The organism is Sporosarcina oncorhynchi, assembly GCF_033304615.1.
GTDB lineage: Bacteria > Bacillota > Bacilli > Bacillales_A > Planococcaceae > Sporosarcina > Sporosarcina oncorhynchi.
In genome coordinates, this window is record NZ_CP129118.1 from 613932 (window position 1) to 640064 (window position 26133).

21 protein-coding genes and 1 riboswitch are annotated in these 26133 nt (G+C 42.7%); of the genes, 15 read left to right on the forward strand and 6 right to left on the reverse strand.

What is annotated here, in order from left to right; genetic code table 11:
- Positions 1 to 280 precede the first annotated feature (280 nt).
- The 4 genes from QWT69_RS02950 (at position 281) to QWT69_RS02965 (ending at position 8316) form a co-directional block, all read left to right on the forward strand.
- On the forward strand, positions 281 to 3310 hold the full coding sequence (locus QWT69_RS02950; protein WP_317968813.1) for an ATP-binding protein: 3030 nt from the start codon (positions 281 to 283) through the stop codon (positions 3308 to 3310).
- Between the two features lie 186 nt (positions 3311 to 3496).
- On the forward strand, positions 3497 to 4219 hold the full coding sequence (locus QWT69_RS02955) for a DUF6904 family protein (protein WP_317968815.1): 723 nt from the start codon (positions 3497 to 3499) through the stop codon (positions 4217 to 4219).
- A 132-nt stretch (positions 4220 to 4351) separates the two neighbouring features.
- Positions 4352 to 5245, forward strand: a complete 894-nt coding sequence (locus tag QWT69_RS02960; protein ID WP_317968817.1) for a diguanylate cyclase domain-containing protein — start codon at positions 4352 to 4354, stop codon at positions 5243 to 5245.
- A gap of 35 nt (positions 5246 to 5280) precedes the next feature.
- Positions 5281 to 8316 (forward strand): hybrid sensor histidine kinase/response regulator, encoded by a 3036-nt coding sequence (locus tag QWT69_RS02965; protein ID WP_317968819.1) that lies wholly within the window; start codon positions 5281 to 5283, stop codon positions 8314 to 8316.
- A 57-nt stretch (positions 8317 to 8373) separates the two neighbouring features.
- Here QWT69_RS02965 and QWT69_RS02970 read toward each other — a convergent pair whose 3' ends face one another.
- Complete coding sequence (locus tag QWT69_RS02970; RefSeq protein ID WP_317968821.1) at positions 8374 to 9501, reverse strand: response regulator; 1128 nt, start codon at positions 9499 to 9501, stop codon at positions 8374 to 8376.
- Between the two features lie 322 nt (positions 9502 to 9823).
- On the opposite strand from QWT69_RS02970, the gene QWT69_RS02975 reads away from it, so the two are divergent.
- The 3 genes from QWT69_RS02975 (at position 9824) to QWT69_RS02985 (ending at position 12768) form a co-directional block, all read left to right on the forward strand.
- Positions 9824 to 11203, forward strand: coding sequence for an IS1096 element passenger TnpR family protein (locus QWT69_RS02975; protein WP_317968823.1), 1380 nt, complete (start codon positions 9824 to 9826; stop codon positions 11201 to 11203).
- Between the two features lie 144 nt (positions 11204 to 11347).
- A complete protein-coding gene (locus QWT69_RS02980) occupies positions 11348 to 11950 on the forward strand; it encodes an RDD family protein (protein ID WP_317968825.1) in 603 nt (200 codons plus the stop codon).
- Positions 11951 to 12006: 56 nt separating this feature from the next.
- Complete coding sequence (locus QWT69_RS02985) at positions 12007 to 12768, forward strand: hypothetical protein (protein WP_317968827.1); 762 nt, start codon at positions 12007 to 12009, stop codon at positions 12766 to 12768.
- Positions 12769 to 12826: 58 nt separating this feature from the next.
- Here QWT69_RS02985 and QWT69_RS02990 read toward each other — a convergent pair whose 3' ends face one another.
- A complete protein-coding gene (locus QWT69_RS02990) occupies positions 12827 to 13936 on the reverse strand; it encodes a signal peptidase I (protein ID WP_317968829.1) in 1110 nt (369 codons plus the stop codon).
- Between the two features lie 256 nt (positions 13937 to 14192).
- Between QWT69_RS02990 and QWT69_RS02995 the strand changes: the two genes are divergently transcribed.
- The 7 genes from QWT69_RS02995 to QWT69_RS03025 all read left to right on the forward strand — a co-directional run bounded on the left by QWT69_RS02995 (position 14193) and on the right by QWT69_RS03025 (position 20597).
- Positions 14193 to 14744 (forward strand): DUF1102 domain-containing protein, encoded by a 552-nt coding sequence (locus QWT69_RS02995; protein ID WP_317968831.1) that lies wholly within the window; start codon positions 14193 to 14195, stop codon positions 14742 to 14744.
- A 70-nt stretch (positions 14745 to 14814) separates the two neighbouring features.
- Positions 14815 to 15354: a hypothetical protein gene (locus tag QWT69_RS03000; protein WP_317968833.1), complete on the forward strand. Its 540-nt coding sequence runs from the start codon at positions 14815 to 14817 to the stop codon at positions 15352 to 15354.
- Between the two features lie 171 nt (positions 15355 to 15525).
- Positions 15526 to 15609, forward strand: a riboswitch (cyclic di-GMP riboswitch).
- 55 nt (positions 15610 to 15664) lie between these two features.
- Entirely contained in the window at positions 15665 to 16246 is a 582-nt protein-coding gene (locus QWT69_RS03005; RefSeq protein WP_317968835.1) for a hypothetical protein, read from the forward strand.
- Between the two features lie 47 nt (positions 16247 to 16293).
- On the forward strand, positions 16294 to 17409 hold the full coding sequence (locus tag QWT69_RS03010; RefSeq protein WP_317968837.1) for a DUF5305 family protein: 1116 nt from the start codon (positions 16294 to 16296) through the stop codon (positions 17407 to 17409).
- Entirely contained in the window at positions 17396 to 19093 is a 1698-nt protein-coding gene (locus QWT69_RS03015; RefSeq protein WP_317968839.1) for a sensor histidine kinase, read from the forward strand. Before QWT69_RS03010 ends, QWT69_RS03015 begins: the two co-directional genes overlap by 14 nt.
- Complete coding sequence (locus tag QWT69_RS03020; RefSeq protein WP_317968841.1) at positions 19090 to 19731, forward strand: response regulator; 642 nt, start codon at positions 19090 to 19092, stop codon at positions 19729 to 19731. Before QWT69_RS03015 ends, QWT69_RS03020 begins: the two co-directional genes overlap by 4 nt.
- Before the next feature lie 182 nt (positions 19732 to 19913).
- Complete coding sequence (locus QWT69_RS03025; RefSeq protein ID WP_317968843.1) at positions 19914 to 20597, forward strand: hypothetical protein; 684 nt, start codon at positions 19914 to 19916, stop codon at positions 20595 to 20597.
- 375 nt (positions 20598 to 20972) lie between these two features.
- Here QWT69_RS03025 and QWT69_RS03030 read toward each other — a convergent pair whose 3' ends face one another.
- Complete coding sequence (locus tag QWT69_RS03030; protein ID WP_317966486.1) at positions 20973 to 22409, reverse strand: DDE-type integrase/transposase/recombinase; 1437 nt, start codon at positions 22407 to 22409, stop codon at positions 20973 to 20975.
- Positions 22410 to 22573: 164 nt separating this feature from the next.
- Here QWT69_RS03030 and QWT69_RS03035 point away from each other — a divergent pair, with 164 nt between their 5' ends.
- Positions 22574 to 23395 (forward strand): hypothetical protein, encoded by an 822-nt coding sequence (locus QWT69_RS03035; protein WP_317968845.1) that lies wholly within the window; start codon positions 22574 to 22576, stop codon positions 23393 to 23395.
- Between the two features lie 21 nt (positions 23396 to 23416).
- On the opposite strand, the gene QWT69_RS03040 is transcribed toward QWT69_RS03035, so the two are convergent.
- The 3 genes from QWT69_RS03040 to QWT69_RS03050 form a co-directional block, all read right to left on the reverse strand.
- Positions 23417 to 24109 (reverse strand): GntR family transcriptional regulator, encoded by a 693-nt coding sequence (locus QWT69_RS03040; RefSeq protein ID WP_317968847.1) that lies wholly within the window; start codon positions 24107 to 24109, stop codon positions 23417 to 23419.
- A gap of 27 nt (positions 24110 to 24136) precedes the next feature.
- Positions 24137 to 25078, reverse strand: a complete 942-nt coding sequence (locus tag QWT69_RS03045; protein WP_317968849.1) for an aminopeptidase — start codon at positions 25076 to 25078, stop codon at positions 24137 to 24139.
- Positions 25079 to 25162: 84 nt separating this feature from the next.
- A complete protein-coding gene (locus QWT69_RS03050) occupies positions 25163 to 26131 on the reverse strand; it encodes an aminopeptidase (RefSeq protein WP_317968851.1) in 969 nt (322 codons plus the stop codon).
- Between the last annotated feature and the right edge of the window lie 2 nt (positions 26132 to 26133).

Genomic DNA, 26133 nt, shown 5'->3' on the forward strand with positions numbered 1-26133 from the left:
TAAGTCGAGAAGCATCCTTAACTTCACGATGATGTCTACGATTGCATTACGCCGAAAATGTAAGAATCCTGAGGTTGAAAAGCGCCCGCCTGAAGCAAAAAACAACATTTTATAGAGATTTCTTTTTGGTGAATTTAAGTCATTACTATACCCCATAGCAAAACATATGAATGAAATGGTAAACTCTAGTAAGTCAATACTTTCTCTATCCAGTCTATTTACAAGTCAGGAACGAAAGCACGCCGGAAAGGAACGATCCCTCATGCCAAGTAGCCAACCGATGTCCAGAAAAAGAATCTATCTAACAATCGTCCTGTTCTTCTTGGGATTGACCTTCCTCCGAATCGGGTGGATCAACTACCATGAAATCCCCGAGCATCCGCACGCCGTAAAAGGTCATGTGGATCTCAGCGAGTGGACATTCACGGATAACGAAACAATCACACTGGATGGCGAGTGGGAATTCTATCCGCATGAATTTCTGGACCCTCTAGCACATCAAGAAACTTCTAAACAATACATAACCGTACCTGGAAATTGGGTAGAAGACTTGCACTCTACTGAATCGATTGCTCCTTATGGGTACGGGACGTACCGATTGAAGTTGAAAGTACCTTCCGATAGCCAAGAAGTATACGGACTACGTATGGTGGAAGGGTCAACAGCTTCGCGCATTTTTGTCAATGGCCGTGAGGTTGCCAATCAGAATAATCCTGTGCAAACGATAGATGATTATTCGACTGAACGGGGCCCCTACACAGCCCTTTTCCATAATGAAAATGGTGAAGTGGAACTTCTCATCCACCTCTCCAATTATGATATTCCGTTCTTTGGTGGTATTTCTAATAGTATTAAGATTGGCACAGCTAGTGCAATTATCAAAGAGTCAAAACGGTCCGCATCCCTTCAGTTTACTATATGCATTATTTATTTACTCCATAGCCTGTATGCGTTCTACTTCTACTTCATTGCGAGGGGAAAGTACCAAAAGGAAGTGTTCTATTACGGTTTGTTGCTTATCGTTAGTGGACTGTCTCTTTTAATAGATGACGATGTTGTCTTGCAGCTACCTCTTCCGATTGAATGGACAAATATGCTCCTGTTGTTTATTTTCCTCACTATCCTTTTCATTACGATTAAGTTTGTCCAACATTTATTTGAATGGAAATCGTCTATATACAAGATGTTAACAATTTTTTATATTTTATTAGTAATGGGAATAGTACTTGTTCCATATGAAATTTATCCGTTTTTCGGTGCATTTATTGGCCTATTCTATATCGTTTCTCTTTATGTTTTATTCAGGGAGACAATTAAAGCAATCCGTTCAGGCTATCCCGACGCCATTTTTATTTTGCTGTTCATAACGAGTTATACATCGAATGTCATTTGGGGAACGGCTATCATACTCGGTTTTTCCAATATTCCTTACTACCCATTTGATTTCATCATCGTCATTTTATCAATCGCGCTACTGCTGATTTTGCGGCATATCCGCGTTGTGAAAATGAATGACTATCAGCGAAGTGAGTTGCAAAAGACAAGTCAGCTGAAGGATGAGTTTCTCGCCAACACGTCGCATGAATTACGTAATCCACTGCACGGCATTAACAATATCGCTCATACAATGCTACTAGATGAAAACGAACCGTTATCCGAAAGCAATCGAGAAAGCCTTGAATTGCTTCTGAGAATAGGGAAACAGATGGCTTTTACGTTAAACGACTTGCTTGACAGTGCCCGTATGACTGAAGAAGATTTCCGATTGGATAAAACAGCAGTCAATCTCCATAGTGCCGCTTCCGTTTCAATGGATATGGTGCAATTGCTTGTCTATGGTAAAGACATCGAACTGATCATGGACATTCCGCATACATTCCCGACAGTGGAAGGGGACGAGCACCGGTTGATTCAAATTTTGTTCAATTTACTGCATAACGCGGTGAAGTTTACGGAAGAGGGGACAGTCAGTATCAGCGCAACATATACGAAGGATGAAGCGACGATTTTTGTTCGGGATACAGGCATCGGTATGGATGCGCAAGTGAAAGACACAGTGTTCGATCGATATAAACAGGGGAATCCGAGTGTAACATCGACAGGTGGAGTTGGATTAGGGCTATCCATCTGTAAGCAACTAGTTGAATTGCATGGTGGCACGATTTGGGCGAAATCGACGCCAGGTGAGGGCTCGACGTTCACATTCACATTGCCGATTGCTACTGAGGTGACAGGGTTGGAAAAGCCTCAGATAACGACGATAAAGGAACAGGTAGTCGAAGAGCTCACTGTGACGACTAAGCAGGAGGCCTCGTTGGATGCATCCAGGATTCTCATTGTCGATGATGACCCGGTCAACTTGCTCGTCTTACAGAAGCTTCTACAGAAAGAATATTCATTGACGACGGCCAGTAGCGGCAAGGAAGCACTTGAGAAAATTGAGGCAGCCACATTCGATTTGGTCATTGTGGACGTCATGATGCCGGGTATGTCTGGGTATGAATTGACAAAAACGGTGCGCAAATCATATACAGTAGCAGAACTGCCAATCTTGCTGCTCACTGCCCGGAGCCAGCCTCAAGACATTATTACAGGGTTCATTGCCGGAGCAAATGATTATGTCTCAAAACCTGTGGATGCCTTATCGTTGCAGGCACGTGTGCACAGTCTGACAAAACTGCGCGAATCCATTAAGGACCAGAACAAAATGGAGGCGGCGTGGCTTCAAGCGCAAATACGCCCGCATTTTTTGTTCAACACATTAAATACAATTGCTTCATTAGCTGAAATCGATCCGGATCGAATGATAAAACTGCAACATGAATTTGGAAATTACTTACGTAGGAGTTTTGCCACCGAAAACGTTCAAGATCTCGTACCGCTTAAAGACGAGATTGCTTTGATAAAGTCCTACCTTTATATTGAACAGGAACGTTTCAGCGATCGGCTACAAGTGGAATGGCTCGTGGAGGAAGTAGATGAGTGCTTCATTCCTCCGTTGTCCATCCAGACGCTCGTCGAGAATGCAGCCGTCCATGGTGTACTTCAACGGGAAGAAGGCGGCAAGATTACGATTCGCATTGCTGCTAAGACCGACGCTTTTGAAATATCGATTGAAGATGACGGTATTGGAATGACGGAAGCGGAAGTGCAACGCGTACTTGTTCCGGAAGCGGCTATTAAGAAGGGGATTGGAATCCCGAATACCGATCGCCGCCTTAAAAAGCTATTCGGTAAAGGTTTGAACATTCAAAGTAGTAAAGGGAAAGGTACTGTTGTATGGTTCGAAATACCTAATCGTAAAAGCTAGATCATAGAAAATAGAGTAAAGACGCTGATGAGCAATCAGCGTCTATTTTTAATCCTAAAGTCACTTCAATTCATCTGTCGCTATTAGGACTAACATATCAATTTATGAATTATATTAGTTTTATAGACCTATTAATTTAAATGTGTTACTATTTAACTGCCGGATACATAGGAGTGAAACAAAACAATGATCAGCTTAGAAAATACGCCAAATTACGCAGGTGTGAACATTATAGGAGATATATATGACTTTAGAACTTTACTTGAGTCCATTCGGGAACTTGTAGGAGCAGAAGGTGAACATATCGGTTATGACCAAGTAAGAGCCCGCTTTTTACGATTTTGTGACGAAGTGGAATCCGCAATGACTGATGATGGGAAAACCGTGCTCAGGGCGAATGGCTTAAAAGAAATCGAAGGTCATGGCAATGTGATGACTGCTGTACAAGAGAATAATGTATACTTTCAAATTCCTGTTTTATGGACTGAAATGCTATTCATTAGTTTTGTATTAAATGATTTAATCGAGTTGTCTGCGAAAAACAACAAGCATTATTGGGACCTCGTTCCAGCAACTGCCCGACAATTTCAAGGCGTAGTAGCCGACCACTTGGAGGAGACGATCGGAGAGAATAAATTCCGGCTTCTCAAAAGCTCGTTGACTCCCAATTTCATCGGATATTATCAGAACTACGCTGCACATTATATTGATTATTTGACGACTGAGTTATTGAAGAACGAAATCGAGCAAAGACCATCCTACATCAGCATTTTAGCTAGACGTGTCGCTATTAAAGATAATTATTACATCAAGGCCAAACGAAAAATCGAAAGAGCTGCATCTTTGCAGAAGATAGCTATCCGTGATGTAACGCTGTATGAAATCGACATCGACCAGATTGAGTGGTAATAGGAGCATATACAAAGCCATTCCTGTCGGGGAAAGGCTTTTTTACAAGCAGAAACTTGTGTGCGAATGTGTAAGAGATTTGTAAGAAGTCCTCTATATACTTCTATATAGAGAAAGTGCGAGGTGACCGTGATGATTGAACAGCGAAATCATGAAATTGTATTCAGTAATCTTGTGAATGACACTTTTCTCATCCTGGAGTTGACGGAGGAAGGAAAGGTACTAGACGCGAACAAGCGATTTCTAGCACTCACACGTTTCACGCTGGATGAAATCATCACGCTGGACTACCAGGAGCTGACGACTGGGTGTCTAGAAGAGTTGAGCGAAGTGTTGGACAAGGCTAGGCTAGGCGAGAAATCGCAAGGTGAAAATCGTTTCATAACAAAATGTGGTGATGTGAAATGGCTTGAATCGACTTTCATCCCGATTATGGCTGCCGACGGCTCTGTTGAGAAAATCCTGACATTGCATCAGGATATAACCGACGTGAAGCTTGCTGCTCAGTGGAAAAGGTTAGCCTATCACAATGAACTGACAGGTTTACCGAACCGTCGCAGCTTATATGATGCGATGGATTTACACATCTGGCGGGCACAGCAGATGGATGGGCAATTTGCAGTACTATTCATGGATTTGAATCGTTTCAAAAGCGTCAATGATCAATATGGGCATCGTACCGGAGACCAGCTGATCATAGAGATTGGTAGACGACTCTCGATTATGCCCTATACGAATTACGGTCTTTTTCATATGAGCGGTGATGAATTCATCATCTTGATTGAGGATTCTGCAAACCTGGATGCAATCATTAAAGAAATCCTGACTATTTTCGAAAAAGGTTTTAGCTCCATCATTTCGTATTTGAATGTCAGTGTAAGTATTGGCATCAGCTTATTTCCTGAACATGCAACGAATCCAGAACAGCTAATCGAGCTTGCAGACCGGGCGATGTACGAAGCGAAAAGCTCTACGCATAATGAATACCGGTTTGCGGATGAATCTATTGTCACGCTGCGAAAGTGAACGCGTAATTGATGGGAATGGAGATGAAATCGCTCATGAATCGAAAAAAACTAATCGTACTTACGGGCAGTCTATTAGTCGTATTACTATCCTTCCGACTCATTTGGCTATCCCATCATACTGGCGAACATCTTCCAACAGTACAAAACGGTGTGCTCGACTTGCGAGAGACAGATTTTACAAATCAAGCTCTTCGTCTAGATGGTGAGTGGCAATTCTATCCGTGGGAACTGATTGAATCAGCAAAATCCTCAAGTAACCCGCAAATCATTACGTTACCCGGCAAATGGAAAGAGACGTTAAGCGCTTCAACGGATGAAGAAAACCCACCGTACTTGTATGGTACATATAGCGTAAAGATTTTATTGAACGAAAATGAATGGGCTGAACCATTTGCATTATATGTAAAAGATATCCGGTCCGCATCTAAAGTGTTCATTAACGGACAGGAAATGATGGGACAAGGATCCGTCGCTGAACAGGAGAACGGTTTTGTCGGGAAAGTGAAACCGTATATGCTCCAAATTGACAGCACTCTACAAGAAATCGACCTTGTTATCCAAGTTGCGGATAAAGCTGGAAATCGGATGAGTGGCATTAAGGAGCCTATCCAGTTCGGTAATCTGTCCGCTATTGAGCGTAGCCGGACAGTGTCCATGTTGTACCAAATCTTAAGTGCGAGTGTTCTTGTGCTTCATTTTATTTTTGCGGTGATTATCTATATCGGATTTTCTAGACGGATGGAGCTGCTCTATTTGGCAGTCGTGTTCGGAAGTGCTGCTTTTTCCATCCTATTGGACGATGATCGGGTTCTACTCATGCTGTTTCCAGGCATCCCTGATTCGGTGTGGTCGCTCTTATTTTACTCGTCCTATGTGACGTCAGTCATTTTCCTTATGTTATTTTTCAAACGGCTTTTGGCTAAATCACTCACATCCAGTAAATGGCTTACGGTAAACTTTCAGCTGTTTCTCATCTTGTATATCCTTTATATCGTGTTGTTGTTAGCTGGCGTCAGATCGGTTTGGAGCCCTCTGTTTTCTATTATTATGCTCGTCGTGCCGATGCTCATTGCAATCAGCCTGTTTTACATCGTACGTAAGGGAACTACCGGGGCAATCTACTTATTGTTTGCTATGATCTGTATTGCAAATAATATCGCATGGGCATCACTGAAAAGTAATCAGCTCCTCATTTTACCGTACTATCCGTTTGATCTAATTCTTGCTGTTATTTTCTTTGCGGTATTCTGGTTCAAACAATTTTTCCAAGTGACGGAAGAGAGTCAAGCATTGGCTGACAGACTACAACGAACGAATGACCGTAAAGATGAATTTCTAGCAAATACTTCACATGAGTTACGGAATCCGCTTCACGGCATCATGAATATTTCACAAACAATCTATGAGACAGAAAATCAGCTATCAGAAGAAAATAGAAAAAACATGGAGACGCTCCTCACTGTCAGTAAACGAATGTCGATCATCTTAAATGATTTAATGGATGTGCAAAAATTGAAAGAAGGTGGCATTCAACTTCATTTAACAGATGTGGACATTTCAGCGGTTGCATCGAGTGTAATCGATACGGTTCGTTTTATGACGAAAGGGAAGGATATATCATTTCACATTGCAATTTCTCATAAGTTCCCATACGTTTATGGTGATGAAAACAGACTGTTCCAGATTCTGTTCAACTTAATCCATAATGCGGTGAAGTATACAGAGTGTGGGGAGATAGGGGTAACTGCTAAAATGGATGGGAAGTTTGCAGTTATTGAAGTGAAGGATGCAGGAATTGGCATTGCGCAAGAGGCATTGACGACCATCTTCCAACCATACGAACAGGTCGATGCAAGCATGACGGCAATGGGCAACGGGCTTGGACTTGGTCTTGCGATTTGCGACGAGCTCGTTCAACTTCACGGAGGCCAATTAACAGTCGATTCCGTTGTGAATGAAGGCTCAACATTCACATTCACAATTCCATTTGGCAAAGCAAGAACAGAACCGATTACAGCGTATCGAGCCATTGAAAGTTTCAAAGTACCGCTTACTGAGCAAACGAGTGCAATCAATCTTGAAAAACAACCAAAGATTCTCATTGTCGATGACGATCCTGTAAATGTATCGATCATTGAACAGATCATGACGGCGAATGAATTTACCGTTCAGACATGTCTGAGCGGAGAGGCGGCACTTGAGCTGTTGAATAAGGGCAAGTGGGATCTCGTCATAACGGATGTCATGATGCCACGCATGTCAGGTTATGAACTGACAGAGAAAATCCGGGAACGGTTTACGATAGCGGAGTTGCCGATTTTATTATTAACAGCACGCAGCCAGTTGGAAGATGTGCAAACAGGCTTCCATTATGGTGCGAATGACTACATTACTAAACCTGTCGATCGAGTGGAACTAATTATTCGAGTGAAGGCGCTTACGAATCTTAGAAAAGCCTTGACGGAGCGGATTGCGATGGAAGCCGCTTGGCTACAAGCCCAAATCCAGCCACATTTCCTTTTCAATACATTAAATACAATCGCAGCACTCAGCCATGAAGACCCGAAGAAAATGATGAAACTGATCGAGCAGTTCGGCAATTATTTGAATATCAGCTTTGCGACCCGAAATTTACAAGAATTGGTGCCGCTCGATCAGGAACTGCAACTCGTGAAATCATATGTGTATATCGAATTGGAGCGGTTCTGTGACCGACTAACGGTGGAGTGGGATGTGCAAGTATCATCGAATGTAATGGTACCACCTTTAGCCATTCAAACCCTTGTCGAAAATGCGATTAAACACGGTGTGTTAAAAAAAGCTGAAGGCGGAACAGTTACCATTTCAATTATCGCTCATAGTGAAGCAGTCGATATAGCCATCATGGATGATGGCGTCGGCATAGCAGCAGAGAAACTAAAGAATTTACTGAACAAAGCGGATGAAAATCAGAGTGGTATCGGTTTAGTCAATACAGATAAGCGGTTAAGGCAATTGTTTGGAACAGGTTTACGAATTTCTAGTGAAGTAAATAAGGGCACTACTATGAGCTTCACGGTTCCGCTATAAAAAAGAATCTCAGCGGGCTACTTTCCAATAGAGAAAAGTGGCGCGCTGAGATGCCTATCAACCTTGTAAGATGGAATCATATAATTGCGTTGTCGACTGATCAGGCAGGATGCCAAGATCTTCGATTAGAATCGACTTAATCTCATGATAGACACGCACGGCTTCGCCACGGTTGCCAATCGCAACATAATGTTGCATCAGTTGCTGTGTCGCATGCTCGGAATAAGGATTCAACGCAACGAGCTGCTGTAAATACTTCTGTTTTTGATGAACATTTTGTTGACGATCGAAATAGTCGACAAGCATCTGCAAGAGGTTTAGCAGCTTCTGCCTGATTTCTTGAGCTTTTGTCGTGGCCCATTCATAATCGCTGTCTTCCATATAATCACCATCGTATTGTTGAATCACTTTTTCGATAAGGCCGAGATTATCAGATGTAATGACATGTTCATTTTTACTAATTGCTTCGAACTGATGTATATCACTTTCAAAACCTTCAAGCTTAAGCGTATAACTTCCACTTGAAAATGTAATGGCGTTTGAATGCCCTAGCTCATCTAAAAGCTTCCGTAAATAAGACATGGCAGTATGTAATTGGATTTTTGCACGCTGGTAATCGACATCTGGCCATAATGTTTCGATGAGCATATCTCGTTGGATTGAATGATTTAAATGCATGAAGAAATATGCAAAGAGCTCTTTCACTTTCACGGTCTTCCATTTGACGGGTGTCCCGTTATGAAGCACATTGAACTCTTTGAAACAGTCAATCGTTAACGATTCAATCCGCATCGGAACCTTTTCTTTTTCACTGTTGCGAATCTGAAGCTGATCCTGGATGCGTGCGGTCGTTTTCTCTAGACGTTCAAGCATAATCGGTTTCAATAAATAATCAATGGAATCAAGTTCGAAAGCCTGAACTGCATATTCCCTGTATGCAGTTGCAAAGACGATGAATACATCGCTGTTCCAATCGATAATAAGATCAGCAAGATCAAGACCACTCAATCCAGGCATTTCAATATCTAAAAATGCCACATCAAAATCCAGGTTCTTCATTTCTTTCAATACATCTGTCGCATTCGAAAATTTACCAACCACTTCGACTCTTCCTGTTTTCAATAACTGTGTCTCCAAATGGCGTAATGCAAGCTGTTCGTCATCTACTAGTATCGCTCGAATCATACAATCGCCTTCCCCCACAAAGTGTGAAACTGTGTAATATATTTCCAATAATTATCTCAATAAAATGGTAAATGAGCAAGTGAAGTTGGGCTTGAGAAAAATATTGGGTTGATAGAACTACTTTGATTATCCGTAATTGCTAGGCCAATCTCATCTTGAGTAATCCTTCTGTTAGACGAATCATCTGGTGAAATAGTTTAGCACAAAACCACATATTCCCTTTTCACTTCGATTTTAGTAGGATTGTGGTATAGAGTGCAGCCAGTATTCCAATGCTTATGGTACAGTAGTGAAAACGACTATCCGATTGGGGGGGATGGATTTGAAGGCTTATATTGTTAGACTGTCTTTTGAGGACATCGAGCCTGAAATATGGCGCAGAGTTATTTTACCTGCAGGTGCAACATTCAACCGATTGCATGAAATTATCCAGCGCGTTACAAATTTCCAAAGCTATTTTATGGATGAACCGTATCATTTTTTCGCTATCGAAGTTGGCAATCAGCTTGTGACGAATAATCCATACACGCATGAGGAATACGGGAAAACGGATTTCGCTGGGCGTACGCTAAAGAAGCCTACGCGTTTGAAAATCGATGCATTATTTGAAGCGGAAAAAACGATGATGTATAACTACGATAGCGGAGATGGCTGGCGAATTAAGGTCGATCTTGAAGAAGTCGTAGACGATTATCATTTTGGTTTTCCCGTTTTAGTCGCCGGAGAAGGAACAGCACCGCCTGAAGATGTTGGTGGACCGCCTGGCTTTGAAGCATTTTTACAAGCGTATCATGATCCGAGCCATCCTGATCATGACCATTTACGCGAATGGGCAGCTAGTCAGTATTATAAGGAATACGATGCAGAATTCATCAATAGCATGTTGAAGTCTTCTAAATATCATAAGACCGAATGGGACAAGATTGACCATGTCCATTATGTCGTCCAATCGGATAAATACTATCCCGTGGAAAAACCCGAATGGATGGGCATGACACCTGAACAGGAGCTAGTCATTGACTATGTCATTGCGTGTACAAATTTGTATGGAGTAGTGCCATTTGAAAAAGTGGTCGAACTTTTTAATGCGCAAAACGACGAACCCATCACGCTAACTGAACTGAAACAGCTCGTTATGTCCGATGATATAAAAGACCAACTTGCAGACGACTTTGTCATCGTCGATCGCAATGCTTTTATCAACGATGTAATCGAAGAGTTTAATCAGAAGGCAGAGTTGGCAAAAGCTGTTGGGGATAAACCGTATTACGTGCCTTCAAAAATGGAACTGTTGCGCTATGTCGATGATCACTATATTGAACAAACCCCCGAACAGCGACAGTTAGAAGAGCTACTGAAATCGGATTTCGGCGACTCGATTGATACGGAAGTGGAAATCATGGAGCTTGTCGGAGGATTACAAGTAAGCGGAGGCAATTTCACGCCGGAGTTAACAAGATTCCTTGAACGACTGGAGCTGCCAGTTGACAAAGCGAAACGGTATATCCCGGTGATCATTAAAATTGCCAATACAACTCGATTATGGGAAAACCGTGGCCATACACCGAATGAGTTAAAGCCATTTCATCAACAATCGATGCAATGGTTGCCGGGCCAAGCATCAGCCCCTGTAAGAGTAGGACGCAACGAACCATGTCCGTGCGGCAGTGGGAAGAAATTTAAGAAGTGTTGTGGAAAATGAACAAAGGGTATGTGGACGAGTCAGTCGTTCACATACCCTTTTTAGTAGTGTCGACGAATTGCCTACTAGGCAATTAGTGTGAATAGAGGTATAATAGACCTATTATAGTCCATCGTACGAATTTGATAACAAGAGGTGTAATAGATGTTTTGTTCAGATTGTGGAGCGTCCATCAAAATGGACGATAAATTTTGCTTCAAATGCGGTAGCAGAGTAAAGGTAGAAAGAGCAGAGGAAATCGCCGCATTGCCGCATGTTGAAACAGCTGCAACCTATAGTGGAGGGATTCCTGCTCACCAGACAGGGCCAATTCAATATGTCCAACCCCGTCAAATGACGACGTCGGACACCCGTCAGTATGCAGGATTTTGGGTCCGTTTCGGTGCGATGCTCATCGATCAGTTCGTCTGGTTTATATTGGCCGTCGCTCTACTCGTCTTGCCAATTGAAGAATCGTTAGCTGTCCTTCTTTTAATTATTATTAGCTGGCTGTATTATGCAATGCTTGAAAGTTCGTCATGGCAGGGGACGATTGGCAAACTAGCATGTGGAATCGTCGTTAGTGACTTGGATGGGAACAGAATTTCGTTCATGCGGGCGACGGGAAGATATGTAGGACATATTCTTTCAGGCTTTTTCTATATTGGTTATTTGATGGTCGCGTTTACCGACAAGAAACGTGGTTTGCATGATTTCATGGCGGGCACAATTGTTTACTACAAACGAAGCGATGGTGACGGACGATGAACCGTTTTCTCCTATTTCTTCTTATAACGTATGTCCTTATTTCAGGTAGTATTATCGTGACGATAAACCAGGATGAAGCTTATGTCTACGAGGATAATTATTCACTTTTCAATACATATGATGACGAAGCTAATACGTATTATACAGATGTATGGGATGAAGAATCTGAATCCTATGAAGAGGAAGAAGGCACCTATACCGATACAGTCATCGAGGAAGACGAAATCACCGAATATGACAGCAACTATGAAACATATACGAGTTATTCAGAAGATGAGGAGGACGTGTACGAAAACTATGCGTCAACGGATGTCGGCTACGACGACTCTTATTGGGATGAAGAAGGTCCGGTTTTTCCTCATGATTTGTATAATTTCACGCTGAACAATGCACCTGCATTCGAATATGATATTCTGTCTGATTTTACATTATCGCTTTACGATTCGGACTTTTTAGCGGAAATTGAAAGGGGCAACATCCCAGGAATCGCATACACACTCGGACAAGAAATGAGAGACGAATATTATGTAAGCGACTATATTCCTTATTTGGAAACAATCGACGCGGGGACGTATTATTGGCTGGACGATGTATCGTTCGCGATTAGCGTGAATGAAAATGAAGGGTTAACACTTGCAGGTTTCATCGTTCCTGTATCTACAACGTTGGATGAGCTTGTCGCAGCATATGGAGAACCAATCATTTATGCGAATGAAAACAGCTATACCTATACTTATATGACGCATGAACATTACCGTCTCGTTTTCCATGCAGATCCATATGATAAAGATTCGATTCGCTTCATGGAATATTATTAACATCACAAAAACAGAACGCAGGGTGTGCAATTCCCTACGGTTCTGTTTTTATTTTGCGTCAAAACGGTAATGACGCCCGGAGTTTCCTACTTCGTTTGCGGAAAACACGAACCATCTGCCGTCTCATTTTCGTATCGAAAAATGGATAGAGCATTAATGGAATTCCGGGGATGATGGAAATGACCGTAAGCGCGAGCCAGTAAGATTTTTCGGCTAGGAAATAGATGATTGAAGAAGGCAAGAAAGGATAAAACACGCCGACTCTAATCGAGGTATCGTATTTGCCGGGCTGTTTGGCATCTAATGTGTACGTTGCTTCAATGAATTGCCCTTTGGATAGAAAGAGCTTATCATGACTCACTTTAATTTGTCGGTCGTCTGTCGTAATGACACCGATGGAAGGGATGAATCCATCATTTCGTAGTTCCGATAATGGTTGTGTGATGACATCGCCGACTTGTAAAATCCCTACTGCACTGCCCATTAATGCACCATTGCCAGTTTCAGAGACTTCGTAAACAAGTTTAATATGCTGGCTTGAGGCGAGCATTGAACCTCCCAAAATAACTGCGATGACAAGGCCACCAATCATATAGATTAGTTGGAGTTCCAAACCTTTGCTTTTCTTTTTACGTTTCTTCCCTTGTTTTAATTCACCGATGCCAATTAAAATCGCTAAAATAATAGCGAAGACGGGTAATAGATAAGGGTTCCCCTGATATTTTTCCATCCATAACGAGAAATAGCCTACTTTTGGGATAACGAGAGGTGTTTGTCCAATCGTCAGTGCTTTTGCCACAATCTTATCTCTTGGAATAAGTCCGGAAGCGGCTGAATCCTGGTCAGTCTGTTTATTGGCATCGCCTTGTGTTACATACCCCTTTTCGGCTTCTCCTGCGATGATTCGATGTGCAATCCATCCTTTATCGGCTAAGCTCCCTTTGTCTGTCGTGAAAAATACGATATCTCCTATTGCGACCGGATCCTTTTCGTTTACATTTCGAATAACGACCATATCACCCCGTTCCCAAACAGGGACCATGCTATCTGACCGTATGACTGTGAGCAGGACTGGTTCTTTTGTAATGGCCGATCCGACGGCTGCGAGAAGTGTGCTTACAATGAGTAAAATGAGTACGCTATTGAAAACTTTTGATAGTATTTTCATGGAATCCCTCCCATCTCTATCATATTGGAATTGTTCGCTAAAATAAGCAGCCTTCAGGATAAGTTGTATGGCTCGAAAGTATACTGTTTATTGCCAAAAGTAGTAGAAGTAGGTATCGAAAGTGGAATTGAAGGTAGACGAAAGAAAACGAAAAACACCTCTTTGGAGCAAGGTTGTCCAACGAAATATCCACTATACTCAAAACAGTTGGATAACGGCGGGCGACCGCAAAAATGATTCAGGGGGAGATATTTCAATGAAGATGAAGAAAAGTTTACTCATGGTAGTACTCATGCTGGCGATGTCCAGTCTGATGGCGGCAATGTCCTATTCATCGGCGACTGTGACAAGTGCGATGACTGGATCGGTGAAAAGTACGACGGAATCCTTGCTTGCTCTTAATGTGGGGAAGCACAAAGCAACGTCAATCGATGCTGGTGTATTGAAGATTGACTTCAACAAAGGAAATGTCACAACTATGCCTGTATCTACTTACGGCTTACAAAAGCACAGTGAATATGTGTGGGATGAATTGTTTAGTGTGAAAAACAACTCCGAAAATAAAATTGATGCGACAATCAAACTGGAAAACAACTTGCCTACAGGTGTTCAGATGTTTGCTAAAGTAGACGGCGGATCTTGGACGGAAATTACGAACACAAATGGCTTAGTCATTGCGGGAATCCCAGTTGCATTTAAAACTTTGGCACTCCACGAAAAGAAAGTGGATATTAAAGTAGTTGTTTCACCAAATGCAAGCCTTGGTAATTTCAATCCCAACTTGGTCGTAGCAGCCGAAGCAAAATAAGATAACGACTAGGGAATAGATGGAACGACTCATCGATTCCCTGTTTGTTTAAAAAAGGAGAAATCTTTCTATGAAAATGAAGAAAAGTTTACTCATGGTCGTACTTATGCTGGCAATGTCTAGTCTAATGGCAGCAATGTCGTATTCCTCCGCCACTGTGACAAGTGCGATGAGCGGTACAGTGACAAATACGGATACAGCATTACTCGCGTTGGAAAATGGGAATCATCAAGCAGCAGTCGTGGAAGATGGCGTGCTGAAAATTGATTTCAACAAAGGCGAAGCAGGAAATTCATACGGTTTGCAAAAAAATAGTGAGTATATTTGGAATGAGTTATTCACAATCCGAAATAACTCAGTAAATAGGATTTATGCGTCCGTTAAGACAGAAGGGAATCCTGCAGCAGGCGTGAAAATATTCGTTAAAGTCGGGGGAGGCCAATGGACACAAATCGATAGCTTGAAAGGTATAGAAGAAAAATTGCCGGTCTTTGCTGCAGGATCAAGCGAACATGAAATGAAAGTCGATATGAAAATCGTCGTCGAAAGTAATGCAGACTTAGGCAAATTTAATCCGAATTTAGTCGTGAGTGGGGAAATAGCTGAATAATAATGCAGAAGAAGAATTGGACTGTGATTCGATTCTTCTTTTTCTTCAATTTTAATTGTTTCGACATATATTTCCAAAAAGAGTGGATTTCAAGCAAAAATAGAACAGAAACGTACCGTATATTGACAACGAATTTGGAATTATTCATATATAATTAAGGGAATTATCTAATTATAGTTAGGGAACTGTGAAGTACGTCTTCTATGTGGGCACCTTAGACGTATGGAGTTAGTGGTGCAACCGGCCTAATGACATGTGGAGCTATTTCCATGTCTATTGGGCATTTTTTTATGGAAAGGGAGGGAAGAGGTTGAAAAGATTATTGTATGTAGTGGCGTTTGCAATAGTTGTATCGACTTTGATTTATCAAAGTACGAGTTACAGCAACGCCGGATTGAAAAGTGAAGTTGCAGTATCAGCTGTTCAGGATGGACAAGCACTCATTTCGATCCATTATGGGGAAGGTAGGCAATTCTGGATTACGAATAATACGGATCAGGCTGTAAGGATTTCGGGGTCCGATTTCTTCCCGCTGGAATCATCATCGATCGAACCTGCCAGATTGCAAGAGTTTACGATAGTCGGGGAACCGGCATCGTTACTAAATACGGTCTTAACGATTGAAGCAGAATGGCAAAATGGAAGTGCTTTGATTGACTCGGCAATTCCTCAAAGCAATGTGGATGTGATTTTATTGGAGCTGGTGGAAGAGGAAATTTTGGAAGTAGAAGAGGAAGTAGAAATAGAGATAGAAAGAGATAAAGAGATAGATATAGATATGGATATAGAAAACGAAATAGAAGAGAAAATAGAAATGGAAGTGCAAGTGCAAGATGAACTAGAAGAAAACGAAGAGGATATAGTGGAAAAAACGCAGCCTGGCAGCGAATAGAGTATATATCGTAAAGTTGAAATTGCAATGATGAGGGGGCTGTTACTATGAAAAAAGCAATGAAAATTTGGGGCGGCACTATGAAGACTACATCCCATGTAGCGGCTGTCATCCTACTGGCGGTGACGCTTGTGGTTTGCATCTATTCATTCACAAAACCAGTGACTGTAACAATGGAAGAGAATAGCAATCAGGCAAAGTTAGAAACAAACTATACGTATGAGGCAACGGTTACGCCAAACGTTCTCTATCCGGCTGGAGGGACGATACAAGCGGGCGAGTCGATGATTAAAAAAATCACGACAGCTATCCCGGTTACGATGAACACGAAAATCGTATCAGAGAAAGAAGTAGCGATCCATGGAACCCACCGAGTAGAAATGACAGTGATTGCTGAAGATTTATGGGAGAAGACATTCCCGTTAGAAGAACAGCAAACGTTTAACACGAAAGGCTCAACTATCGACATTATCGATGGGAAGTATATTATCGATCTCGTCAAAATCAGTAATTTTCTGACACAAGTCGAAGATGAAACGGGTATCTCTTCTTCTAAATACACAGTAGAAATCCAACCAAATGTGAGTGGGACAATCAGTTACGGCGGGCAAGAGATGCCGATAGAAATGACGGACAAGCTCGTATTTCAATATACGTTTGACAGCATAGTTCTAATGAGCGAGAAGGGATTCACATCTTCGTTAGCATTTGGAACAAGCGAAGCGATTGTGAATATGGTTAGTCTGTTTGGACTATTGTTGCCCATCGGTTTAGTGAGGACGGTCAGTTCTATTTTAGCATTACTAATTCTTAGCTTATTGGTTTACCTGAATAAAAACGTAGTGAATAGAAACAACGGACGAAAACCTACGGAAATGGAGCTCATCCATAAAAAATATGGAAAACGCATCATTGCAGTAGTGAATCATGAAAATCGACAAGACAAGTCCGTCATTACGCTTACCGCCTTTACTTCTGTACTTGCCATTTCAGACGAGAAAGAACTGCCGATTTTCTTCTGTGAAATTACGGAACAGAATCGAGGCATCTACTTTCTAATCGACGGCACGTCTTGTTATGAATACGAATTGCAGTCTGTTCGTGAAGAAACTAGCCAAGTTAAGAAATGGATTGAGGGTGTTGACGTCTATGCGCGAAATTGATGGTCAACTCATTCGAAATCCATCGAGTATGTTGCATCTCGGTTTTGTCTATCGAACAATTTCCTTGTTGCTGACGTCATGTGTTTTCTTTATCGGAACACCATCTCCACTCATTTTTAAAGTAGGCGTCGTATTCGGACTCATTGTTGCCGGTTGGATAATTGCAGATCTGCAGAGAAAGTATATTCAACAGCGTAAAATCCTCAAGTTGCTAGTTGTAATTGAAACAGTCGGATTGACGTGTCTGCTGTTGCCGACAGGAGGAATTGTCAGTCCGTTCATCTGGTATGCGTTGAACCCTGTGTTGGTAGCCGCGAGTTTTTTGACTCCGTTTTTTGCATGGGGCATACTGGCCGTCTATTTAGGCAGTGCGACACTAATTGCTACACGTTTCGGGTCATTTGAAGAGATCATCAACGACATATCAATTGTGTATCTCGTTAGCACGCTGACAATTTTATTGGCAACCCTTTTTTCCCAACTAACGCGTGAATTACTGCTTCAGACGGTTTTATTGGAAAAACAGCAAGGTGACCTTGTACGGATCAATGAACAACTGACCGAAACGAATACGCAATCACGCATTATAATGGAACATATTATGTCTTATTACCGACTGATGGATGTTGCATCTTCGACTACGAATCCTCGCGTATTAATGGATAACATTGCTGCATCTGTAGCGACATGTACACAAAGTAATTCAGTGTTTTTTTGGTTGACGACAGTCGGTTATGAGAACAATCAATTCGTCAATAGGACGGCGAATGTCGAGTTGGAAGCGGATTTGAAAAAGGCCTGGAGCACGATACAGATGAAACCGGGTACTTTCATTAGCAAAATAGGCGATGAGCTCTATTTCATGAAAATCGTCCGTACGTCCGTCCATGTCGGAGTGATTGGAGTGGAAGTTTCCGCTGATGTTCCGATTACACATACATTCTTATTTAGACGCCCGTTTGAGTTCTTAGCAAATTTAAGTGAAATCTTGTTGGAACAAATGCATATGGAACAACTGAAAAACCAATTCATTATTAATGAAGAGCAAAATCGGATTGCCAATGAAATCCATGACAGTGTAGCGCAAAGATTATTTGGCATTTCGTATTCATTGCATGGCCTGCGCGTTCGTAAAGACACAATCACAGCGGAAGAGTTGGACGGCGAATATGCCTTTCTCTCGGAATCTGCGCAAACGACGATTAAAGAATTACGGTCAGCGATTTACCGGCTCAGCTCGTTTAAAAAGGGAGAAACGCCTTTTTTCGACCGCTTAACAACGTATTTGGATGAGTATGCCCGGTTAAATGCTATTCGCATTGACTATGCGTTGAAGGGTCATGAATCACTGATTTTTACAGAGTTAAAAGAAGTCCTGTACAGAGTGATTTGCGAAGCATGCGGCAATGCGACCCGGCATGGCAACGCAACCGTTATTAAAGTAACACTTGTCATTATGGAAACGGTTACAACAGTTGAAATTAGTGATAATGGCAGAGGCTTTTCAACATCCAAGACCATGAAGTTGAATGAGCAGGGAATTGGTCTAATGAATATGAAAAATAGTGTTGCATCATTCGGGGGAAGTTTTTTAATAGAGGCGGAAGTCGGGACAGGCACAACGGTTCAAATAGAACTGCCGGTAGTGAAAAAATTGAAGGAACAAGAGGTGGCTGGATTATGAGAGTTGTGATTGTAGATGATCATCCATTAGTAAGAAAAGGGTTGGCGTCCATTTTAACGATGAGCGGAACAATCGAACTTCTTGGAGAAGCGACAAACGGCAAGGAAGCGCTGGAGCTGTTTAAGACAACAAAACCTGAACTGGCATTAGTAGACTTGAGGTTAGGCAGGGAATCCGGCCTCGATTTGATAAAAGAGGCTCAACATCAAGGCGTGAGGTGCAAATTTGTCGTACTAACATCATCAACAGATGAAAAGGACTTTATGGGTGCGAAAGAATTGGATGTTGCCGGATATATATTGAAAGAAGCGTTGCCGGAAGAATTGCTGCATGCGCTGAATATGATCCGCAAAGGGCGAAATTACTATGATCAGGGGGTGTTGGATTTCGCCATCAACATGCGTAAAGCACCTGGAAAAGAGAGAGTTATGGATTCCTTGACACCGAAAGAGACAGAAGTTCTCATTGAATTAGGGAAAGGGTTATCCAATAAAGAGATTTCACAGATGCTGTATATTACAGAATACACCGTGAAAAAGCACGTCAGCCAAGTGCTCGCTAAGCTTAACCTGGCAGACCGGACACATGCTGCGCTGTATGCGAATGCAAAAGGGTTAGTTCAATATGTTGTGAATTGAATAGGCTTGAATTGTATACGGAGCTCTTTTCTTTTGGGAAGGGCTTTTATAGTTTTTTGAATAGAGAAAAATAAATTTGAATTTTTATGCAATTTAAAAAGGGTTTTCTTCAACTTTGTTGAATTAGTATTGTTGGAGAAAGTTTAAATTACTAAATTATTCTAAGGAAAGAAGGGAGAAAGGTGATTAAGAAAATGCTAGGCTCGTATATTGAGCCTGCGAAGGAAAATGTACATCACCGTTATCGTTCATGGGTTCACTGTTATAACTATTTTAAGGAAAATCACGCCGAATTGCATACAGAAGCGGTCCAAGACGTGGCTGCATTACATCTAGGTTTTTATTTGGCAAGTTTGGATATGATGGGTGAGCGTTCAAAATTGTTGCAAGTAGATTATCGAATCCACTTGAATTTTATCAAGAAGGTTGTAGCTGATCCGGAATATCATTTTTATTATACGGAAGAAGGCAGAAAGATGGTTAAGCCCGATGGTGTAGCCGATCTGCTGGACTTGATGGAGGTGACGCGGGAATGTTATGAGCCGCATATTAAAGCGTCTGACACGCTCGTCACAAAAATTCTATCAGGTGTTTTTGGCTGCATTCCTGCTTATGACCGTTATCTCATTCGGGGTCTCACCTTGAATGACTTGAGTAGTTCGTTGACGGTCGATTCCCTCAACGTGTTAGTGGAATTCTTCAAAGAGTATGAGGAGGAGTTTACTCCGTTCATACAGCATAGTCTACCTGAGATGCGGTTTCTCGATATCTATTTCTGGCAGTGCGGGAAATGGGAGGAAGAAGCGGTTGCACGTCAGATGCAAGAACAATCGTTAATAGAAAAGTCCCTCTCGCCTGTTCAATGAAGCTATTCGTCTGTTAGTTTTTCTGAAGTTGTACTACCCATCGTGTATGGATAATACAGTACTAGTAGAGAAATCTAGCTGTATCGGGTGAAATCCATACAGTATCGGTAAATGGTAGTGTCAAAATTTCTATGAAAACTCAAATTCGCGACTCGCACTACAGTAAGTCGTCGGCCATGTACCGCAATCGCTCTTGACAAACAGTCGAAAAAGGTTGCGTAGTGTGCACCAAGGGCGAAGGGGACAAAAAGAAGACATGACAAATAGCCCTTGACTTTAACCAATTTTAACCTTTTTCTCCGTTCGGTTTGTCAAGAGTTCGCTTCGCCGATTGCTCGATTCACGATGTTCCCAAAAGCTCAGCTAAACAAAAAGTCAGCTGGCATTCTCGGTCAGCCACTGTTGCGATAGTTCAATCAGTTTCGTCCATCGAGCGGGCATGTGAGGCATTTCCTTCAATTCTGGGACAATCACAGGTACCCGGCCTTCCAAGGATGAATGAGGACGGAGAAAGTTGAAGTACGCGACAAACAGCGTCACGTGAGAAACCGATCCATCTTCGGAACCAAAGCCATGGGTGGCGCGGTAGTTCCCTTTAAATGTCCGGTTCAAACGCTCGATGATTTGCTTCAATGGACGATATTCAGTTGACACAGGGTCTTCGTTTGTCAGCCCGATTACACGTGTCACATCAAAATGGATATCGTGTTGCGCAAAGAATTGTTGGGCCAACAGGTAGATAGGGTTTCCGTCCACCACGATGTTCAAGTTCTCTGGAATGGTCTTCATCTTCCTGAACATATCATCCAGGGCGCGAATCGCTGAAAAGGTGTCCCGATTCGGTGAAGTCCGATAGGACAGGATGACCTTCTTAGCGGCATCGAAAAAGAAGAAGATGTAATGCCAGCGCCCGTTTACACGGATGTAGGTTTCATCCCCACAGAACTGATCAGACAACTCGTACGGGAAATTATCCACAAAAGGCTTCACCGTCAACGCAACACTGTTCATGTAGTTCAGCACACTTTGATGAGAAATATGCACGTTATGAACGTCTCTCATCAGCGCTGCGGTCTTCCGTGCGGAGATGCCATAGTTTACGTGGTACGTAAGAATGAGCCCGAGTGTGTGTGAAGACACATAGATCCTGGAGAGATCCACCTTAGGTTGAACCGGGGACGCATCTGCCATCGGTTTGAAATCGAATTGAAACTGACGGTAAATATACCGAACTTTGAAGGCCTGGGGATCTTCCTTGAATCGTTTCTTTTCTGCTTGTGTCATTTGGCGCAACTTCTTTTGGTAATAGGAACAGTCATTGTTCTTACATTTGAAAACGTCGAAGTCCTTTCGTTCTTTTACTTTTTCAAGTGTTTTTAAGCAGTGGGGACATTTGAGGATGGCTTCCTTCAGATACCGGCTTTGTTTATTAAAGAGGCATCCGCAGACTTTACATTGGAATTGCCCTTTGTCTCCGTTGTTCGCATACAGGTAGCTGGATGGAGCACTACACCGCGGACAGCACAGCTTTTCAGGAACGCTCGATTTGGCATTCTTTCGTCGCTGGACGGGTTTTAGAGACTTCCCATGGGCTTTAAAATAATCATCCAATAAGTCCTGAAAGGACAGCTTCTCGAGTTTCTCCAGAACGGGAAGCTCATCAATCTGAAGTTTTCGATAAGGCTTGTCTACAGGCTCATCGGGCCGCACACTCCCGACGGCCTTTCCAAGCACTACCGTAAGTAACGTAATAATAATTGTGTGCTGGTACTTGATATATTGAAGTAAATAAGCTAATAATTGAGGGTACAACTTGTCACTTCCTATTCTGGATGTTGGGTGTCTGGTAACCTCAATTATCCGTAGAATTTAGGGGGTGGCAAGTTTTTTTTATTGAAACCCATAATCTATAAGGATTTATTAGCTTTTTACTATAGAAGTTTTGACAATAACCGGTAAATAACGGAGGGGAATGGATGAAATGTGTTCATTGTGGAAATGAACAAAGAGAAGGGCAGTTCTGTTTAAGATGTGGCACACGATTGCAAGTAGCGGGCTATCCCATTACTGAACAAGGGGCAATGCAAATCGAGAACGTGCCGGGAGAAGTGTTTGTAGAGCGAGTCGATACAAGTGTGCAGTTCGATCAACTGAAAGAACGGTTGAAAGAATATGGACACTATTTTCTGCGGCATGTAAAACATCCGTCTATCAGTTTTAATGGACAATCGCATGATCTGACACATGCAGTCGTGTCATTGATGCTGTATGCACTTCTTTTCAGCTTGACGGTATTCATGGCGATTAAAGATGTTTTACAGGACTCATTTATCGTCTTGGATGAAGTCGGGGCGACGATGCAGGAAATACCATCTCACTTCCTTGTATTTTGGCATATTTTCTTGTTTGTCTTTGTCAGTTTCGTTATTGTTCTGTTTGCACTGCAAGTAGGCGCAAAGCTGTTCGGACCGGATTATTCAATGCAGAAAATCACATTGATTTATAGTGCGCACGCGTTGCCTGGCATTGCGATCACTCTAGCAGCTTTAGCGTTCATCCTTATGAATTCAGGCTTTTACGGAAGTTTGTTGCTCATTGCGGGCATCGTCGTTGTAATGTTGCTCATACCGTTGTATGTAGCGGCAGTTCTCTTATCGAAACGGCCGAAAGGGGTAGACTCTTTTTATGGGTTCTGCTTGTTCGCACTCGTACTCGGGGGTTCATTCACAATCCTTTTCAAGCTCATCGGGGATTCTGCGGTAATGAGTTATCTTGAAAGCTTGCGGTTTCTGCTATAGAAATACGTAACCGGACTCCGCTCAAACGGAATCCGGTTTTTGAATTTTGGGCTGTTCATTTTTCGTTAGGCGTGCTTTAATGTATTCAAATCCGTTATTGACATGGATCCGCATCGCTTCACTCGCTGCCGTCTTATCGCGCTTTTCTATAGAAGAGACAATTTGCAGATGTTCTTCATGAATTTCAGCACGCCGGACATCGCTGTAAGATGACAAATTCCGGTTGTGGTAAATAACATCGTTTAGTTGGCTCAGCAAGTTATTCAGCGTCCGGTTGTTGGCGTAATGGAGCAGTGTATTATGGATTTCTGAGTTGATGTCAACGTATTTTGTGAAATCTGTCGTTTCGTTCGACTGCTCGACAAGTGCATACAACTTACGGATGCCTTCCGCGTCAATCTGTTCTGTCGCGAGTTCGACGGCAAGCATTTCGAGCGATTCACGGCATTGATACACTTCTGTAATTTCCGTATCGGTGAACTCCTGCACAATAGCCCCGCGCCAAGGGATGATTTTGACGAGGCCTTCGGATGCCAGCCTCCGGAATGCTTCTCGAACAGGTGTCGTACTGACATTCATCTGCTCGCTCACTTTCGTCTCCGTAAGGCGGGTCCCTGGCTCGATATCCCCTTCGATAATAGCAGTCTTAATATGTTCATAGACAACGACATTGAGCGGCTGCCTACCGACCGATTTAATTTTATTAATACTCATAGAATTGCTCCTTTCCCGTGACAATCGTCAACCAACGATTTTTCCGTGTGCCAAAATGAGTTTCCCGTCAATGAACAGCTGAGGGCGTGTAATAACGCAGTCGATATGGACGTCCGCATGGATTGTCCCGCCGAATGTATGATTGGATCCGAATGCGATATGACAAGTACCCGCTTTCTTTTCATCTTCGAGCACATTGCCTGTCATCCTCGCCATCGGATTTGTTCCAATGCCTAATTCCGCTAACATCCTGCCGTCTCCATCCCCAAGCAGTGCGAGTAATGCTTCCCCTTGACTTCCGCTTGCTGCTACTAGTTTACCATTTTCCACCCTGATTGTAACCGCTTTCGTCAGTCGACCAATATCAGCAATGGATCCGTCAATGACGATTTCCCCGTTAGCGGTTCCTTCGAGCGGTGCAATATACGTTTCGCCGGACGGAAGATTACCTGACTGCCCGCATCCGCGCAACAAACCCGAACTGACCTTTGGCGAACGGCCATCGATTCTGAACGTCAGTACTTTATTTTCTGTATGGATTGTCACTTCACGGCTATTTTTTAGTTGTTCAGCAATTAGCTCGCCAGTTTTTTGAACCTCCTCATAGTCTGCAAGTAAAGCACCAGTTTCGAGCATATCTGCTGTCAAACCAGGCATCGTTGCGACACGGGTTCCGGCAGCGGCAGCGTGTTTCCTCGAATTCGTATGGGAAAGGGAATGAGCCGTAATACAGATTGCAACATCAGCTTCTTTCATGGCTTTTGCAATCGAAAGAGGCGGTTCGGTGCCTGACTTTCCACTCGGTTCGAAAGCCAGTAGCTCGGTGACAGCACCGACTGCCTTGCCGGCTTGTACAAAGACATTCCCTAAGTCCTTTTTCGTCGAGTCAATCACGATGAGCAAATCCTCGCCTGGCAGGACATTTAAATTCACTTGTAGCATGCGTTTTACAGTATGTATCGGGTTCATTCGAATAGTTCCTTTCGTGTATGTAAAACAAATGAAGGGAGATGTGTTATCTTCCTTCATTTGATTGGTTATATATGCTGTTAATTATAATAATACATTGCCGTCTTCAATAATCGTCACACCGTCAGCGACGAGTGTTACTCCTGTCATAATGAGATCATAATGACAAGCCGCTTTCACTGTTCCGCCAAGCGTAATGCTCGATCCGATACCGATATGGACGGAGCCAAATACACCTTCATCTTCTAGCATCAATCCGTTGAATTTACAGCGCGGATTCAGACCCACACCGATTTCTGCAATATTATAGACGTTTTCATCATTTTTTGAAGCAAGGTCGTCTTTCAAAATTTGTGCTTCGTAGCCACCTTCAATATTTGTAATCATACCATCCTTTACAGTGACAACCACATTCTCTTTCACAAGGCCGATGCCAATATACGGGATGCTCGCATTCGTGACGATTGTTCCGTTTGCTGTGCCTTCAAGAGGGGAGACGTTTGCTTCGATTGTCGGAACTGGCGCGAATTGACCGGCTTTTACCATACCTGTCATGGCGTTGGACTTGCGGCCAGTTGCCGACATCGTCAAATCCGTTCCATGACTTGTTTTCAGATGAATGACCTCAGCGTTCTCAAGTGCTTTTGCAACTGCTTCACAAGTCGGCGCGGCTTTCGGGAAATCAGCCATGACGCCGCTATCGATGAGCATATGTTCTTCAAATTGTGTCAACATGATCCCGCGTGAACCGTTCTGTACAGCGTTTTTCACCGCGTATGTATGGGTGATGGATGTGAATACGGCACTGATGAATACATCACTTTCTAGCATTGCGGCAGCGACAGTCTCAGGCGGCTCGGCACTATCGGAAGTGCGGGGCATGATAATCGAAATGACCGGCTCCGCTCCGACTGCGACAACTGCAGCCGCTACACTTTCAGCGATGGACATCGTTTTTGGTTCCGTAATGATGACGACCTTCTCATTCTCTTTCACTTGTGCACATACTTCAACAACTTGCTTGGCGCCTTTGGCCATAAGGATTTGATTCATAA

Coding starts and splice junctions, on each gene's coding strand:
- QWT69_RS02950 (WP_317968813.1), top strand. CDS start 281: ATGTCCAGAAAAAGAATCTATCTAACAATCGTCCTGTTCTTCTTGGGA.
- QWT69_RS02955 (WP_317968815.1), top strand. CDS start 3,497: ATGATCAGCTTAGAAAATACGCCAAATTACGCAGGTGTGAACATTATA.
- QWT69_RS02960 (WP_317968817.1), top strand. CDS start 4,352: ATGATTGAACAGCGAAATCATGAAATTGTATTCAGTAATCTTGTGAAT.
- QWT69_RS02965 (WP_317968819.1), top strand. CDS start 5,281: ATGAATCGAAAAAAACTAATCGTACTTACGGGCAGTCTATTAGTCGTA.
- QWT69_RS02970 (WP_317968821.1), bottom strand. CDS start 9,501: ATGATTCGAGCGATACTAGTAGATGACGAACAGCTTGCATTACGCCAT.
- QWT69_RS02980 (WP_317968825.1), top strand. CDS start 11,348: ATGTTTTGTTCAGATTGTGGAGCGTCCATCAAAATGGACGATAAATTT.
- QWT69_RS02990 (WP_317968829.1), bottom strand. CDS start 13,936: ATGAAAATACTATCAAAAGTTTTCAATAGCGTACTCATTTTACTCATT.
- QWT69_RS02995 (WP_317968831.1), top strand. CDS start 14,193: ATGAAGATGAAGAAAAGTTTACTCATGGTAGTACTCATGCTGGCGATG.
- QWT69_RS03000 (WP_317968833.1), top strand. CDS start 14,815: ATGAAAATGAAGAAAAGTTTACTCATGGTCGTACTTATGCTGGCAATG.
- QWT69_RS03010 (WP_317968837.1), top strand. CDS start 16,294: ATGAAAAAAGCAATGAAAATTTGGGGCGGCACTATGAAGACTACATCC.
- QWT69_RS03015 (WP_317968839.1), top strand. CDS start 17,396: ATGCGCGAAATTGATGGTCAACTCATTCGAAATCCATCGAGTATGTTG.
- QWT69_RS03020 (WP_317968841.1), top strand. CDS start 19,090: ATGAGAGTTGTGATTGTAGATGATCATCCATTAGTAAGAAAAGGGTTG.
- QWT69_RS03035 (WP_317968845.1), top strand. CDS start 22,574: ATGAAATGTGTTCATTGTGGAAATGAACAAAGAGAAGGGCAGTTCTGT.
- QWT69_RS03040 (WP_317968847.1), bottom strand. CDS start 24,109: ATGAGTATTAATAAAATTAAATCGGTCGGTAGGCAGCCGCTCAATGTC.
- QWT69_RS03045 (WP_317968849.1), bottom strand. CDS start 25,078: ATGAACCCGATACATACTGTAAAACGCATGCTACAAGTGAATTTAAAT.
- QWT69_RS03050 (WP_317968851.1), bottom strand. CDS start 26,131: ATGAATCAAATCCTTATGGCCAAAGGCGCCAAGCAAGTTGTTGAAGTA.